Origin of the sequence: Nostoc sp., from assembly GCF_036916975.1 — a bacterium.
Taxonomy (GTDB): domain Bacteria; phylum Cyanobacteriota; class Cyanobacteriia; order Cyanobacteriales; family Nostocaceae; genus Nostoc.
Genome location: NZ_JBALFF010000050.1, coordinates 26,065 through 42,649, shown reverse-complemented (window position 1 = coordinate 42,649; position 16,585 = coordinate 26,065). Strand labels below are relative to the sequence as shown.

At 42.4% G+C, this 16,585-nt stretch carries 13 protein-coding genes, 1 tRNA gene and 1 pseudogene; 10 read left to right on the top strand and 5 right to left on the bottom strand.

All coding sequences use genetic code 11. From position 1 onward, the window contains the following. Positions 1 to 154 precede the first annotated feature (154 nt). Positions 155 to 385, top strand: coding sequence for a hypothetical protein (locus V7K73_RS11350; RefSeq protein WP_334879935.1), 231 nt, complete (start codon positions 155 to 157; stop codon positions 383 to 385). 149 nt (positions 386 to 534) lie between these two features. Further along, positions 535 to 1,392: an SDR family NAD(P)-dependent oxidoreductase gene (locus V7K73_RS11345; protein WP_334879933.1), complete on the top strand. Its 858-nt coding sequence runs from the start codon at positions 535 to 537 to the stop codon at positions 1,390 to 1,392. Between the two features lie 36 nt (positions 1,393 to 1,428). Here the strand turns inward: V7K73_RS11345 and V7K73_RS11340 are convergent, their stop codons facing one another. Then, positions 1,429 to 1,590 (bottom strand): hypothetical protein, encoded by a 162-nt coding sequence (locus tag V7K73_RS11340; protein ID WP_334879931.1) that lies wholly within the window; start codon positions 1,588 to 1,590, stop codon positions 1,429 to 1,431. 354 nt (positions 1,591 to 1,944) lie between these two features. Between V7K73_RS11340 and V7K73_RS11335 the strand changes: the two genes are divergently transcribed. Then, positions 1,945 to 3,273, top strand: a complete 1,329-nt coding sequence (locus V7K73_RS11335; protein ID WP_334879929.1) for a P-loop NTPase fold protein — start codon at positions 1,945 to 1,947, stop codon at positions 3,271 to 3,273. After that, entirely contained in the window at positions 3,252 to 8,417 is a 5,166-nt protein-coding gene (locus V7K73_RS11330; RefSeq protein WP_442936754.1) for an nSTAND1 domain-containing NTPase, read from the top strand. The genes V7K73_RS11335 and V7K73_RS11330 overlap by 22 nt, the downstream gene beginning before the upstream one ends. A 69-nt stretch (positions 8,418 to 8,486) precedes the next feature. Here the strand turns inward: V7K73_RS11330 and V7K73_RS11325 are convergent, their stop codons facing one another. Next, positions 8,487 to 8,891, bottom strand: a complete 405-nt coding sequence (locus tag V7K73_RS11325) for a type II toxin-antitoxin system VapC family toxin (protein WP_229470417.1) — start codon at positions 8,889 to 8,891, stop codon at positions 8,487 to 8,489. Further along, entirely contained in the window at positions 8,888 to 9,121 is a 234-nt protein-coding gene (locus V7K73_RS11320) for an AbrB/MazE/SpoVT family DNA-binding domain-containing protein (RefSeq protein WP_334879925.1), read from the bottom strand. The genes V7K73_RS11325 and V7K73_RS11320 overlap by 4 nt, the downstream gene beginning before the upstream one ends. Before the next feature lie 113 nt (positions 9,122 to 9,234). On the opposite strand from V7K73_RS11320, the gene V7K73_RS11315 reads away from it, so the two are divergent. The 4 genes from V7K73_RS11315 (at position 9,235) to V7K73_RS11300 (ending at position 13,701) form a co-directional block, all read left to right on the top strand. Further along, a complete protein-coding gene (locus V7K73_RS11315) occupies positions 9,235 to 9,924 on the top strand; it encodes a Uma2 family endonuclease (RefSeq protein WP_334879923.1) in 690 nt (229 codons plus the stop codon). Between the two features lie 153 nt (positions 9,925 to 10,077). Further along, a complete protein-coding gene (locus V7K73_RS11310; RefSeq protein ID WP_334879921.1) occupies positions 10,078 to 10,824 on the top strand; it encodes a Uma2 family endonuclease in 747 nt (248 codons plus the stop codon). 883 nt (positions 10,825 to 11,707) lie between these two features. Beyond that, entirely contained in the window at positions 11,708 to 12,493 is a 786-nt protein-coding gene (locus V7K73_RS11305) for a cupin domain-containing protein (protein WP_334879919.1), read from the top strand. A gap of 161 nt (positions 12,494 to 12,654) precedes the next feature. Next, positions 12,655 to 13,701 (top strand): threonine aldolase family protein, encoded by a 1,047-nt coding sequence (locus V7K73_RS11300; protein WP_334879918.1) that lies wholly within the window; start codon positions 12,655 to 12,657, stop codon positions 13,699 to 13,701. Between the two features lie 361 nt (positions 13,702 to 14,062). Here the strand turns inward: V7K73_RS11300 and V7K73_RS11295 are convergent. Together V7K73_RS11295 and V7K73_RS11290 are read right to left on the bottom strand one after the other, a co-directional pair. Beyond that, positions 14,063 to 14,136 (bottom strand) — tRNA-Arg (locus V7K73_RS11295). Between the two features lie 33 nt (positions 14,137 to 14,169). Beyond that, positions 14,170 to 15,267 (bottom strand): tocopherol cyclase family protein, encoded by a 1,098-nt coding sequence (locus V7K73_RS11290; RefSeq protein ID WP_334879916.1) that lies wholly within the window; start codon positions 15,265 to 15,267, stop codon positions 14,170 to 14,172. Between the two features lie 35 nt (positions 15,268 to 15,302). Between V7K73_RS11290 and V7K73_RS11285 the strand changes: the two genes are divergently transcribed. Together V7K73_RS11285 and V7K73_RS29825 are read left to right on the top strand one after the other, a co-directional pair. Continuing rightward, positions 15,303 to 15,914 carry a J domain-containing protein gene (locus V7K73_RS11285; protein ID WP_334879915.1) on the top strand — a complete coding sequence of 204 codons (612 nt, stop codon included), beginning with the start codon at positions 15,303 to 15,305 and terminating at the stop codon, positions 15,912 to 15,914. Positions 15,915 to 16,090: 176 nt separating this feature from the next. Next, positions 16,091 to 16,189: pseudogene (locus V7K73_RS29825) on the top strand (WD40 repeat domain-containing protein); the annotation flags it as partial. Positions 16,190 to 16,585: the final 396 nt, after the last annotated feature.

The window sequence follows — 16,585 nt, the reverse complement described above, 5'->3', positions numbered from 1 at the left end:
GAGTGGAACCGATAATTTAGAAATTACGTCTCTGCGGCTAGTAGCGCTGAGTAAATTGACACAACATCATACAATACTCAGTTTTGGAAATCCGGTTGATTAAGATGGTATCTATACATACATAGCGTAATCGGAAATTTTTAGCTGAGGTGTTATGAATCGCACAATTTGCATTGGACTGATGGCATTGCCTGTGTATTTATACAATCCTCAACTAGGCAATACTTATAGTAGCGACGTGTCAATTGTCGAAAACCAGCCTGCGATAATAACTGCTCAAGTCGTTTACAGCCCAAATTCTCACTTAGACAAATTCTTGTGGCAAATATCGGCTAGAGACGACCAAACCGAAGATTGTCTTCGCGCTGGTACTTGCAGAGATTGATACTAATTCGTAATGCGTAATTCGTAATTCGTAATTCGTAATTCGTAATGACGCTTGTGGACTTGCTAACGCTACCGTTTCCCTAATGCTACCGCTACGCTAACGTAATTGGTAATTTCAGTAATTTCATCATAATACGGAGAGAGTTAATGGTTGCAGGAAATCAGCGCACAGTAGTGGTTACAGGAGCATCAACAGGAATTGGTCAGGCGTGTGCTTTGCTTTTAGACCAGTTGGGCTTCTCTGTTTTTGCTGGCGTGCGTCAAGAGATTGATGCTCAAACACTTAAACAAAAAGGGTCACAAAGGCTGATTCCGATTTTTCTAGATGTTACTGAGGCTGAATCGATCGCAGCTGCGGTTGATCAGGTAACAAAGGCAGTCGGTGGTGCGGGGATTTTAGGGTTAGTGAATAATGCCGGAATTGCTGTCCCAGGCCCGTTGGAATTATTAGCGATCGCAGAATTTCAGCACCAGATGCACGTTAATGTTACCGGACAATTAGCAGTGACACAAGCATTTCTTGGTCTATTACGCCAAGATCGGGGTCGAATTGTCAATATGGGTTCCATTTCTGGTAGAAGCCCTGCGCCGTTCCTGGGCGCTTACAATGCTTCTAAATTTGCGCTCGTTGCACTCACCGATGTAATGCGGATGGAGTTACGCCCCTGGGGAATCTCGGTTTCGATTATTGAGCCTGGTTCCATCGCTACCCCAATCTGGGAAAAGTCCCTAAGTCAATCTGAAATAGCACAGCAGGATCTATCCCAAACGGCACACAATCTCTACGGACAGGCGATGAATATTGTCCGTGAGAAAATGCAGATTATCGCATCTAGGGGAATTTCTGCGGATATTGTTGCTCAGGCTGTTGTCCATGCGCTGACTGCAAAGCAACCCAAGACACGCTATCTTGTTGGACTAGATGCCAAAATTGGATCTGTGCTGAAGCATATTTTGCCCGACAAGCTGCACGATCGCGTTATTTTATACTCAATGGGTTTGTAAATTACTTCCCGTTTTTCAGAGGTCTTTACCCTGAATTCAAAAGCTGTTGTTACTAAAATCATGGTTTTCATCAACAAAATCATGATTTTCATCAACAAAAGGATCTGTTTCATCAACAAAAGGATCTGTTTCATCAACAAAATCATGATTTTCATCAACAAAAGGATCTGTTTCATCAACAAAATCATGATTTAGCAAGGAGATTAAGCTCAAAATTGCTGTAACAAAGCTCTATATTCAAAAACACTAGAAAATTGTACTTAACAGTACCTTTTTTTGTGTTGGATATTTTTAATATTCATAAGAGTACCTTATTTAAGGTTGGGTATTTTTGCTATTTGTACTTATAGTAGTATTTCTGCTTACTTTAAATCAAATATCAGCATTGCAATGTGCTACACATAACTTATATATGAAAAATTATCCTGAATGCTGCTAGTTTAGTTAGTAGTTTGAGTGAGATGTACTTAAATTAAGAAATCAATTCCCTAAAACCAATATATTTAGCTAGTAAATTTTGTCATCCCTATTCTTAAGTGAACTCGATTAGTTATGCTCCTAGATTTAGAAAGATTTTATCAGGCTTGCAATCCGAGCAGACCTCTAGTCATAGGAAATGCCAGCGATCGCAGGTACTATATCGATTTTGCTGCGGTGCGGGGTGGTAAAATCATTGAAGCTTTGCAGCGTACCATCGCTAGAATATCGCCAGATGCCCCAACCTGTCAACTATTTACAGGACATCTCGGTTGTGGAAAATCAACGGAGTTGTTGCGGCTGAAAGCTGAATTAGAAGTAGAGCAATTTCATGTAGTTTACTTTGAGTCTACCCATGTCTTAGAAATGGCAGATGTGGATGTGACTGATATTTTGTTGGCGATCGCAGGCCAAGTGAGTCAAAGCCTAGAAGCAATGAAAATTAGGCTCAAACCTACCTACTTTACCAAATTATTTGGTGAAATTGTCGATTTCTTGCAGACCCCAATTGACCTTGGGGTAGAAGCAGAATTGTCTGTAGGGATTGCCAAAATTACCGCTAAAACTAAAGAAAGTCCCCAATTGCGGCGGCGGTTAAGAGATTATCTAGAACCGCGAACAGCAAATATTTTACAGTCAATTAATCAAGAATTGTTAGAACGTGCCAACAAAGAACTGAAAACCAGGGGTAAAAAAGGACTGGTGGTGATTGTTGATAACTTGGATAGAGTCGCAATTCGACCCTTACCATCGGGGCGATCTTTACCAGAATACTTATTTATTGAGCGGGGTGAACAGTTACGCAAACTAAATTGTCATGTAGTCTACACTATTCCCTTAGCCCTGACTTTTTCCAACGATAGCGCCGAACTTCAGCATCGTTTAGGGGGAGGAGTCGCACCAAAAGTTTTACCGATGATACCTGTACGTTTGCGCTCTGGGGAGATTTTCAGCCAAGGGCTAGCAATGATGCAGCAAATGGTGTTAGCTAGAGCCTTTCCAGACATTCTGCCTAGCGATCGGTTAGGCTTAATTACAGAGGTGTTTGATAGTTTGAAAACCTTAGATCGATTGTGCCTGATTAGTGGTGGTCATGTACGCGACTTGCTAGGGTTGCTGTTTGACTGTCTGCGAGAACAAGATCCACCCTTTGATCGAGATTGTGTAGAGTTGGTGATTCAAAGACAACGGGATTACCGAGCCAACGCCATCGATCCTCATGAGTGGGAATTAATCTTTCAGGTGGTGCAACAACAGAGAGTTAGAGGTGATATAGAATACCACGCTCTCTTGCGAAGTCTATTTGTATTTGAATACCGCGATCATCAAGGAGCTTGGTTTGCCGTCAACCCAGTTTTAGCAGAGACGGACAAATTTAAATCATGGAAGGACACGCACAAGTAGATATAAGAGCCGCTAATGAGCGTGCTCTACGGAGTTTGGGGAGAGCAATTGCCCTTTCTAGCGGACAATTCTCCCTGGTTTTGGTGTGCTGTAATTATCGAGTTTTGCAAGAGCAAATGCTGCAACGACTCGAAGAACTCTCTTCAGGAGTACACCGAATTCAAAAGGTAGTTCTGTCGCATAATGCTAGAAGTCTTTACACAAGTATTCATTTACAACTGCTAACCGAAAAAAATCCGCCATCGGCGTTGATGATTTTGGGTTTAGAGTCAGTAGATGGACTTGAGGATCTACTTAGCTCGATCAATCATATTCGTGATGAATTTCGCAAACGCCACCCATTTCCCATGATTGTGTGGATGAATGAGGAAGTGTTGCAAAAGGTAGTCCGTTTAGCCCCAGATTTCGCTAGTTGGGCGGCGACACCGATTCGGTTTGAGATGACAACTGAATCATTGCTGCAATTTTTGCAACAGGAAACTGACTCTTTATTTGCGACGGTGTTACCAACCGATACTGCACAAAATCAACCTCCTCAAGTTGCAAAGCATTATTTCACTGTGGAGCAAGTCTGGGAACATAGCTATGAACTCCACTTTGCCATTAAAGAGTTGCACAATCGTGGTATTACCTTAGAGCCAGAATTACACGCTAGTTTAGAATTTGTTTTTGGTCTAGATGATTATATTAGCGATCGCATTCATCCAGCTTTAAACCATTTTCAGCAAAGCTTGCTAGTTTGGCAGCAGTTGGCGAAGACGGGGGATGAAGCAGCAGGGGAAGCAGGGGAAGCATTTTCTTCGCCTACGCCTCCTAATCGCCCATCTCGACTACTTCTGCGACAGGGAGTTTTGCTGTTTTATATTGGGCTGTGTTATTGCCGGGGAGCAGAGCAAAATCAAACAGAAAATCGCCGTCATTGGTACACAGCTAAATCTTATTTTCAGCAGTGCTTGATTATTTTACAAGTGGCTGGTCGTCCAGATATAGTTGCTGGATTTATTAGTCAACTCGCTGAAGTTTTGCAATATCTGCAAGAATGGCAAGAATTGCAGACGGTTGCTCAAAAGTCTCTGGAGTTGCATCAAACTTATGGTAGTCAAATCCAATTAGCTTGTGACTACGGTTTTCTGGCCCAAGTGGCTGTGCAGCAGTCGCGGTGGGTACAGGCGAGTATATTAGCACACGTATCACTGCTGAAATTAGGTGAGGCGCAAAAGCACAATGACCCTTATAACTGTTTATTTCCATTACTGTTAGGGCAAATTTACTATTTAGTTTTAGCGAAAGCACAGCGAAATTTAGGTGAGCAGGAAGTAGCTCGTGAATACTTAGACAAGGCGACAAAAGAACTACCCGCAGCCTTAGAAAGCAGCGCCCATCAATACGATGCCCATCGTTATATTCGCTTATTGCGGACACTGCGATCGCTCTATTTTGAAGAAGGGCGATATCTGGAAGCCTATTACATTCGCCAGAAACGGCGTTCTGTTGAGCAGCAGTATGGCTTTCGGGCTTTTATCGGTGCGGGACGCTTGCAACCGCAAAGACAGGCGACAAACCCAGCATTGATGACACCTTCTGGGAGTAGCAGCGTTGCTTTAGAAATTGCCGCTTCTGGGCGAGAGCGTGATATTAATAACTTAATTGGCAGAATTAGCCGCGCCGATCGAAAATTGACGGTGATTCACGGTCAATCAGGGGTGGGTAAAAGTTCTATTGTAACTGCGGGGTTAGTTCCAGCGCTGCAAAATCGAGCTATTGGCGATCAAATAGCTGTACCTGTAGTACTGCAAGTTTACACCGAATGGGCCCGGGAATTAGAAAAATCTTTAAGTGAGGCGATGTCTAATGACGCATCTCTTGCCATCTACGCTGATATCATGCCAGAAGCAGCCATTGAACCGGAATTACCCTATGCCACACCTATTACCATCCTGAGAATTTTACAACAACTAAAAGAAAATGCCGATCGCCATCTGATCACAGTTTTAATTTTTGACCAGTTTGAAGAATTTTTCTTTGGTTATAGCGATCGCAATCAAAAGCAAGAATTTGATAAATTTATTAGCGACTGCCTGAATATACCCTTTGTCAAAGTTATTCTTTCTTTGCGAGAAGATTATTTACATCGTTTATTAGACTTTAAACATGTTTCAGCACTAGAAGCGATTAATAATAATATTCTTGACAAACATATTCGCTACCAGTTAAATAATTTTTCACCAGAATATGCTAAAGCAATTATCCGAAAATTAACAGAGCGATCGCAGTTTAATTTAGAGCCGGCTTTAATTGATGCCTTAGTCGAAGATTTATCCACAGGATTTGGAGAAGTCCGCCCCATTGAATTGCAAGTTGTGGGAGCGCAAATTCAAGATGAGCGAATTACTACACTAGAAGAATATCAGCCATATAGACCGAACAAACTCATCGAGCGATATCTGAAGGAATTAATTAAAGACTGCGGCCCAGAAAATGAACGAGCCGCCTTACTCGTCTTATATTTATTAACAGATGAAAGTAACAATCGACCTTTTAAAACTCGGGCTGAGTTAGCGGTACAACTAGCAGAATTAGAAGATGCTAGTAAATTAGAGTTAGTATTAGAAATTTTAGTCCGCTCCGGTTTAGTGGTACTATTCCCTGATGTACCAGAACGCTATCAACTGATTCACGATTATTTAGTAGACTTGATTCGCTATTTGCAACAACAAGAATCGAGCTTACAGGTACAACTTAACCAGCTGCGCTACAAAGTAGAACAGAGCCAAGCTGAGATTGAACGACTTAAGAGTGAACTTAGCCAAAATGAACAGCGATCGCAATTGGTAGATCCTCATCCGCAACAGGGTTTGGATTTATTAACAGAATTACGCGAATTACACAAGCGCGAAGAATTGAGTCAGTTAGAAATTGAGCAATTACGAGCTGAACTTAAAGAAAAAGAATTAACAGCGAAACTCGCAGAAAGTCAAAAGAAACAAAGGCTCAGTCAAGCTCAATTAAATCGCTCATTAAAAATTGCACTTACTGCTTCTGTTCTCGCCATATTAGGATTAAGTGTTTCCATCGTCACAGCAGTAGATAGCGAAATTAAAACCCTCAGTGCATCTAGTGAAGCTTTATTTGCATCCCAAAAAGGTATTGATGCTTTAAAAGAAGCTTTAAAAGCAGGGCGAAAATTACAACAAATAATCTGGGTAGATTCCAATACCAGAGAGGAAGTACAGACGGCGCTATATCAAGCCGTTTCTGGGTTAAAAGAATATAACCGCTTAGAAGGGCATATATCTGGGGTAAATAGTGTTACATTTAGCCTTGATCGCTCTTTAATTGCCTCAGCCAGTGCGGATACTACAGTCAAACTTTGGCATCCTGATGGTAGCTTAGTTAAAACGTTATCGGGACATGGAGATGTAGTTAATAGCGTCAGTTTCAGCCCAGATAGTCAAATCGTTGCTTCCGCCAGTCAAGATAAGACGGTAAAACTTTGGAGTCGAGACGGTCAACTGCTTGCTACTCTATTAGGGCATCAGGGTGTCGTGAATAGTGCCAGTTTTAGCCCAGATGGTCAGATTATTGCTTCGGCGAGTAGCGACAAGACGGTGAAACTGTGGAGCCGGGATGGTAAACTCCTCAAAACCTTACAGGGACATGATGGTGCAGTTTTAAGTGTCGCTTGGTCGCCTGATGGACAAACCATTGCTTCCGGGAGTGCTGACAAGACGGTGAAATTGTGGAATCGGGATGGTAAGCTGCTTAAAACCTTGCTCTTACATGATGATGCAGTCTTAAGTGTAGCTTGGTCGCCCGATGGTAAAACTATCGCTTCTGCTAGTTTAGACCAGACAATCAAACTGTGGAATTTGGAAGGTAAGCTACTGCGAACCTTATCAGGGCATAGTGGTGGAGTTACCAGCGTCACTTTTAGGCGCGATGGGAAAGCGGTAAGCGAAGCCATGCCCTACGGGCTTATGGCTTCCGCAAGTACCGATGAGACAATCAAACTTTGGAGTTCTGAGGGTGTGTTGCTGGGAACCCTGAAGGGACATAATAATTGGGTTAATAGCGTTAGCTTCAGCCCAGACGGTCGCACCTTGGCTTCTGCGAGTCGAGACAAAACTATTAAACTCTGGCATTTGGACGATGTGTTACAGCGAAAGCCCAAAGCTAATAACGATGACTGGATAACTAGCATCAGTTTTAGCCCAGGCGATCGCACCTTAGCAGCAGCAAGTCGAGACAAAACTATAAAACTTTTCAGTCGAGACGGTAAACTACTCCGTACATTCACGGGGCATAAGGGTGAAGTTTGGGGCGTTAGTTTCAGCCACGATGGACAAGTAATTGCTTCAGCTAGTAAAGATAAAACAGTGAAGCTTTGGAGTCGAGACGGTAAACTGCTCAACACATTACAGGGTCATAAAGATACCGTCTTGAGTGTAGCTTGGTCGCCTAATGGTCAAGTAATTGCTTCGGCTAGTAAAGATAAAACAGTGAAGCTTTGGAGTCGAGACGGTAAACTGCTCAACACCTTGCAAGGACATGAAGATGCGGTGAATTGGGTAAGTTTTAGCCCAGATGGTAAGTTGCTAGCCTCAGCCAGCGATGATAAAACAGTAAAAATTTGGAATTTAGATGGTAAATTGCTATACAACTTAACTGGTCATAGTCGCCGAGTAAATGGGGTTGCTTGGACACCTGATAGTCAGGCGATCGCTTCAGCTAGTATTGATAACACGGTGAAGATTTGGAGCCGCGACGGCCATTTGCTAAATAATCTTACAGGCGATGGCGATAGTTTCATCAGTGTGAGTTTTAGCCCGGATGGTAAAACTTTGGCAGCTAGCAGTGATGACAAAGTAAGAATTTGGAACCGAGAAGGGACGTTACTGATTGCTTTGAAAGGTGATAAAGAAGAGTTAACCAGCGTTAGTTTTAGTAATGATGGCAAGACTCTGGCTGTCGGTAGTGGTAATGGTACAGTAATTTTCCAGAATTTGGCAGATATCCAACTGGAAAAATTGCTTACGCAGGGTTGCAATTTGCTACATGATTATTTACAGACTAATCAGAAGGTAATGAAAAGCGATGGCTCCGCCAACGCCAGAGGCGAACGCGCCTTGTGTTCTAGTAGGTGATAGCCTATTTGATTATCGATTTTACTTTTGCCTTGTTGTACTAATGTGTTTGCTGGTTCAATTTAATGGCTATTCAGGTGAAATGAGCCTAACGTTGGGAAAGTAGGTGCGGTAGCGATTGACATCGCGGGTAATGAGAGGCAAATTAGCAGTGCTAGCATGGGCACCAATGTAGAAATCAGGCAATGGGGAGGTTCTTGCGCCACCACGACGACGGTAGTTAAGAAAACTTTGACCTGCTAGGAATGCCGCATCCCAAGGTAAAGGCAGACGTTGAAATATATCTTCCGGCAATGCAGTGATGAGTTCCTGTTCTCTAGGAAAGCCGATGGCAATCTCAGCGTAGATGATGGGATTAATGGCAAGTTGGTCTTGACGGGCATAGGTTGTCAGTTGAAGGGCTGACCAATCAAACCAGTTGCGATCGTTGGTAAGAATGTCGAGGATAACGTTGCTGTCTACCAAGACGGTCATCGATTATCGTCGATGCGGGTGAGGGTCATGATTTGGTCAGTGGTGAGGTTTCCAGCAGCGCAACCTCGCATGGTGTCAATCCAGGTTGAGATTTTATCAGTAGGTTGTATTTTCTTGAGGTAGAGGCGATCGCCTTCGATTTCAAACGCTAATTCTACATCAGGAGAAATGTTTAGTACTTCTCGGATTTCAAGAGGGATGCTAATCTGACCATCAGGTGTAATTCGCATAGTGTGTTTGTTGTTCAAGCGTTCTTATGTCCTCATATTAATGTTGAAGTGTTTGGCTAATAGCTTTTTTGCATTTCTATTTTCCATATTTTGCACTATTTTAGCTGTACATCTTGGTAGCATTGAGTGAAGTACCCGTCAGCAAGGGAGCGAGGGCGATGTATGCAACCGTCACACAACCACTGACTTTTGAAGAGTTTCTTGCCTGGGATGATGGTTCAGGCAGAGAGTTTGAGCTATTAAATGGGATTCCCATGCCATTATCAGAACCAAATGCAAATCATGAGGATTTGATCGAGCGACTGTGTACCTACTTAGAAAATCACTGCCAAGAAAATGACCTGCCTTACGTGTCGCGTCAGTCCAAGCAAGTTCGGCTCAAAATAGCACCACCAGAAAAGGAAAAAAGCCGGAAAGCAGATATTGTCATATTTGCAAAAGTTGAATGGCAAAGGATGAAAACTAACTCTAGTTCTGCTGCTGCATATATTCCACCACCTGGAATCATTGAGGTTGTTAGCAACAACTGGAAGGACGACTATCTGACAAAACTTGCTGAATATGTTCGCGTAGCGTCTCGAAGAGAAGACTTGGGCGTGTTTGAGTACATCATTGTGGACTATGCTGCTTTTGGTGGCATTCGGTTCATTGGTTCTCCCAAGCAGCCAACCATTACAATATACCAACTTGAAGGTGCAGAGTATTTACCCCCGAAGGTGTTTCGAGGCGAGGATCGAATTGATTCTAGATTGTTTCCGAACATTCCCTTAACGGCTGAACAGATTTTTGCAATGAGTCGCTAATTAGCAATGAAGAAATTTCTTCTAGTTGTCTTCTTGCCACATTTGATGCGCGATGCCTGCGGCGGGCTGCGCCTACGCTAAACTACCCACCGCCAACCATTTGTTCGGAGCGGTGCTAAGATAAATAAGCCGATTCACTCGCGCCAAAGTTCAATGACTATTGCCAAACTGTCCGAACTAGGCATTACTCACCTTCCCGACCATACTGAGTTACCAGAGTCAGACGGGACTTTTAGAAAAAATTTTCAAGAACACCCACAAAGCATACTTCTAACTGACTCCGTTCAAAGTGTATTACAGCAAATTCACCCAGATAAACAGTATTGTATTGGTCAAGATTGTGGCATTTACTGGCGTTTGACCGAACCACCTGAGCGCGGTGCCGAAGCACCCGATTGGTTTTACGTCCCGAATGTTGCACCTATGTTAAATGGTCAGTTTCGACGTTCGTATGTGTTGTGGCAAGAATATGTCGCTCCCCTAATTGTACTGGAATTTGCTTCTCTTAATGGTTCAGAAGAAAGAGATAATACTCCAATGACTGGTAAATTCTGGGTATACGAGCAAGCAATCCGCGTACCTTTTTATGGCATTTACGAATTTAGCAAAGCTGCGATCGAGGTTTATCACTTAGTTGATGGTAGGTATCAGCAACTCACAGCTAACGAACGTGGACACTATGAGATTTCTTTGATGGGTGTCGAATTGGGTATTTGGCAAGGACAGTATGGAAATACTACAGCGCCTTGGTTGCGTTGGTGGGATACACAAGGAAATTTATTACTAACTGGTGAGGAAAAATCGCAGTTATTAACATCTCAATTAGAACAAGAACAGCAAAAAAACCAGCGTTTAGCAGAACGTTTGAGACAGCTTGGAATAAATGCTGATGAAGTTTAATACAGCAGAATTCATAATTTAGAAGTCAAACACGCTTTATTTAGTTAACGTGTAGCTCGATTTGAGTATTTTCCCTATTTATTTATCATCTGAAAAATACTCAGTAGCTTACGTTATTTTACTGAATTAAATGTTAAATTGTTTAAAATTTTTATGCTTGTACGTGTGTTAATAAGCTAAAAAACATCTAAATTGCATAATCAGATTAAATCAAACTCTTGTGGGGTAGTCCGAAAAGCCCGCCCTAGTTATGCAAGTTTATTTGTGGAACAGCTTATCAACACGATTGATTTATTGCTTGCCACTAGTTTAATGCGCGATCGCCCCAACAATGCCAAGAGCGATCGCTCAACTCAATAGACTTTTTGCATGAGAAAGTCTCTGTGTTTGAAATAGAGTTACTTGCAAGCTGCTTTTTAATAAATCTTGGTTTGCTCTCAACTCATACCCAACATGGCTTCCATCCTGTGCTATAGCGATATAACGGCTTCAAAACTAGTAACTCTTTCTAGTAAAGTAAATTACTACCAGCAATTTAATTAATCGGAACTGTGTGTAAATACCGATTTTTTTTGATAAGTTATTGTGAAGCGATTTTGAAGAATCAGTAATTGCCGCAAGAATATGCATTGGCTCATGTAAGATGGGTGTATCTAACAATACCTTCACAAAAAAGGAGTATAAACACCCAGGCTAAATACATTTGTGAGGTTTTAAGCAATAGCGCTTTTTGTCAATAAGTAGAAATGCTCATTCTGAATAAGAATGATAATCGTGTTTGGTGAGAAGGAGGCGATAGTCGCTCGCCTCCTTCTCTCCTATAAGCAATAAATCGATTTTTCCCAGCTATTAACTAAGGTAATAAAAATAACAGAGACAGATTATGCAGCACATAACCGAAACGCCATTACAAAAACAAGCCCAAAACATTTCTCTTGAGTCCGAACTATTTAGCATTCCTATGCAGGACTGCCAAAAGTTTTACTGTCAGCGATTCCTAGAGGCGACAAAACTTGACTACACGATGGCGGGCCATCCATCGAGTGCTAGTTGGGTTATTAATTCTATCAAAGTTAATCAGAGTGAAAAAGACACGCACTTTCTATTTGTTTCAGAGGGCGAAGTTACCCTCAACAGCAGTAACGGAGAGTTCTTATTGCGAAAAAACTGCTTTGCGGCAATTCCAGGGAACTTTTCTTTAGATGGTTCAGCCCAAGTCTTGGTGGCAACGCGACTCAACTACACTGGACTTTTCACAATTGGGGGGCCTATTGAACCATTAGGGCGATTGAATTATATTGATGGCTGTTCTTCAACGGTTCTGATTAATCCTTTAAGACGTGGAGAGCCCTGCTTGAATTTCCTCTACGTTCCTCCAGGTGTATCGCAAACTCCCCATACTCATCCCTCATTACGGATTGGGCTTGTCGCTGAGGGTAGTGGAACTTGTCAGGTGGACGAAGGAACGTTCAAAATGGAGGCGGGAACGGTCTTCTGTTTTCCAGAAAACAAGTTACATAGCTTCAGTGCGATTGATAATTATTTAAAAATCATTATTTATCATCCTGATTCTGATGTAGGCCCAACTGATGATTCCCATACGATGCTGAATAATACTTTTGTTGGAGAAAAGTCAGCCAAAGTTTTGGATGCGATTAGAACCAAATAACCACGCTCATCAGGCTTGCCTTTTCATTCTAGTATTGTAAAGGCAATCTGAGTGTTATTGATAGCAGTTTTCACATCAGTAGAATACAACTTTTATAATGAACGCAAACTTGACTAAATGAGCATTAAATAAACTATTATATACCTGCTCTAGGAGTGCTGATGATTCTGCTGACAAGCGATACTGAAACAAAGCCGACACAGGCGATGCGACAAGCGATCGCCACTGCTGAAGTTGGAGATGAGCAAAAAGGAGAAGATCCGACCGTTAACCAACTACTAGAACGGGTTGCAGATTTACTAGGCAAAGAAGCCGCTCTTTTTTTTGCTTGTGGAACCATTTGCAACTTTGTGGCAATCAAGACTCATACTCGTCCTGCTGATGTGGTGCTAGTAGAACAGATGGCACACATTATTCGGGCTGAATCGGGGGGGGCAGCGATGACTTCTGGTGTACTGATGGAACCGATTGCAAGCGAGCGAGGAATTTTTACAGTCGATGCTCTGGCTCAATCACTTGAAAGAGTCGCAACTGCTCCTTACCTTTACTCTGCAATTCCCCGCTTATTGTGTGTAGAGCAAACCCACAATTTTGGAGGGGGTTCGGTTTGGCGGCTTAATGAACTACAAGACGTTTGCGAGTTCTCCCGTCAAAAAGGTTTAGCTACCCACATGGACGGGGCAAGACTTTTAAATGCAGTTGTTGCATCTCAAACTTCAGCCAAGGATTTTGCTGGCTGTGTTGATTCTGTCTGGATTGACTTTACTAAAGGACTGGGCGCACCAATCGGTGCTGTTCTTGCGGGTACATGCGAGTTCATCTCTGAAGCACGTCGATATAAACACATTTTTGGTGGTGCAATGCGTCAAGCTGGCATTGTTGCAGCAGGTTGTCTCTATGCACTTGACCATCATGTTGAACGTCTACAAGAAGACCACGACAACGCAACTTATCTGGCTCAACGACTGAGTGAAATCGAAGGAATTACAGTTCGAGATCCAAAACCTGAGACAAACATTGTTTTCTTTGATGTTTCAAGACTAGGACTCGACAAAGCCATGTTTCTCACTCTGTTACAGCAGGGTGGTGTGAAAATGGGAGCCGTTGGTCATTCTATTCGGGCAGTCACTCATTTAGATGTTTCGCGGGCTGATATCGATTTTGCGGTTGATGCTATTTCCAAACTTGCGAAATCTCCGTGGCACTAAGAGAAGGGAGAGCGGGGAGTTTCATAGACAATTAAATAATTCGTAATTCGTAATTCGTAATTCGTAATTCGTAATTACGTTTTGTGACGAACGCACAAAGCCTCTCGTAGAGTTGAGTGCTGTTGTGGGGGCGGTTTGGGACTCGCATTACAACGTGGGATTTAGCTGAGGCGTTCAATTCGCGCTGCCCTTCTTAGACTCTTGACTTAAACTGAACATAGTTCATTAAAACAACTACTCGTGGCGGTTTTTGGATACATGACTGAGCAAGATTGTTATGCAGTAATTTTTCCAGCTAGTACGGTAGAAAAAAATCCCTATAACCTGCTAATTAGTCAAGGGCTTAGGGATTTTTTGCTTACGGGACTGGTGCGGCTCGAACGCACGACCTGACGCTTAGGAGGCGTCCGCTCTATCCAACTGAGCTACAACCCCAACTATGAAGCATATATAATTATAGCAGTACTTTTACCGAGACTGCCAACAATCATCCCAACTGCCGCCGCCTACTTCTAAACCACAAAGAAAACTTTCTGCTTTCAAGATTATTTGAGATTTTCTCCCACTTACTTCTCGTAACTCTAAATTTAACTTTCCTTGCATGGTGTCTCGGCAACAGTATCTTAAACCATCCTCTGTAGGCGCACGCAAAGGTGTACCAGCTAAATCTGTGGTTCCTGTCAATTCAATTTCATAATTAGAGTTGGTAGCTTTCATTTGCCATCTACCCCAAGGCTGAATTTCCCAATCTACTTGTGAATTCCAGGGAACGAATTCATAAAACTTGCCTTGATAGTGCAACCCAATCATCGCTACAGATTCCATCCACCACAGCACACCCCGCCGCCCACCGCCAGCAGTTAATGCTAAGTCGGGTTCGCCCTCAAAGCAATTACAATTTAGCCAAAACCATTTTTGCGGAAAAGCACCACCCCAATTTTTCTCGCCGTAAGCTGGGGCGTTGGTGAATTCGTAAATTTTGCCATTCCAGTCAATCTTCCCACTGGCTAAACCGTGAGCCATCAAAATTTGCCATCCAGGTTCAAAAATCTGCAAAAATGACACCCAGCCTGCGGTTGATTGCTGAATGCTATTTTGATTACCCCAACCGTATACAGGTTGAATTTCATACTGCCAACGGCAATAATTATTGGTGGCGCGATCGCAAATAATTCCCTGATTCAAAATGGCTGTAGCTTGATAACCCTCTTGAACATGATGCTCAAACTCTTCTGGAAGCAAGTATAGAGGAGAAATTTGCAAATCTGTTTTACCCCAATGACCTAAACCCAGGACATCTCGACTACCCCAAAATTTATTCACATCAGGAAAAGTACGGCATAAATACTGATCATCCGGGCCGAGGATTTGGGCTGCACCGCCACTATGGGGTTTACCGCCGATGGGATCTTCTATGGAGTACATAAAGGCGAACGTTTGCCCAATTTCTGGTAAAGTGACACGGTAATACCAGCCTTCAAAGAAGCGACGACTACTACTATCCCAGTGATAACCAGAATGGGGCGTTTGTGTTGATTGAAGGAGATTTAGGGGAATAGTTAACATATATCTATATAGTTATAGTTGCCGATTTTTTCAGTATGCGCGATGACCTCGATCTCAATTATGCTTATGAAATTCTTGGGTTGGAACCGGGTGCATCACAAGCACAAGTAAAGCGAGCTTATCGTCAACTGGTGAAAATTTGGCATCCCGATCGCTTTCTTGAGCAAAAGCAAAAACAGGAAGCTGAGGAAAAAATCAAATCAATCAACTCAGCTTACAACAAGCTCAAATCAGAAAGTCCATCTGAGCCTCCCATTCCTGAAAACCCACCTTCATCTTCGCCTAAAAATCCTACAAAAATATCTGTCAATCGTTGGGATGCTGAAACTTTCTATACTTTAGGAGTAGAAAATGCTACACAAGGAAGGTATGAAGATGCGATCGCAGATTTTACCCACGCCATTCGTCTAAATCCTCACTATGTTGAGGCGTATAAATATCGTGGGCTAGTTTGCTCACAACTGGGATACGAATATAGAGCCGCTTCCGATTTAGATAAAGCTGCACAAATAGAACAAGAGTTAAGAAATCCGGGTGCTGTGCGTAATGTACGTGCAGGTAGAGCTGTATCCAAACCTAGACCTCTTGTAAAAAGATTTTGTGAGAGGATAAAAAGTTTACTACGGCTAAATCGGCGTGGGAGATAAGAAGCGAATATACTTTAAGACGCTTCAGACGGCGACACCATACCTTGAGTTAGTTAATACTTATGCTTGGGAATACTAAGTATATTAATATTTGTTGCTGATTTTCTAGTATGTGCGATCGCTTCGATATAAATCATGTTTACAATATCCTGGGGTTAAAACCAGGTGCATCTGTTTTAGATAACCATTCGGATTGGGTTAACTCCGTCGCTTTCAGTCCCGATGGCAAAACTTTGGTTAGTGGTAGTCGAGACATGACAATCAAGCTTTGGCAATGCGATGACTAACGACAAACCGAAAGACGCTTTAGACGGCGACACATACTTAGAGTTAAAGAATCTTGTACTTGGGAATAACTAAATCAAGTTAGATTTGCTGCTGATTTATTAAAAATTTAGATAACTGTAGGACTTACCCATTAAGAAATGTCGGGGCGCAGCATTGCTTATTGGGACGCAGCATTGCTTATTAATGTCAACTTAACGTGAAAACCATGTCCCGCAAGGAACTAAAGTTCCTTCTCTTATAGCAAAAGTCATCTCTTGATGACTAAAATATAGCCAAAAATATGAAGTCTACTTCACTAAACTTGAGCTAAAAGCCAAAGAACTTTAGTTCCAGGCGGGTGAAAAAGCTAACAGTTAAGTTACTTTTTGCGGAAGTCCTAAACT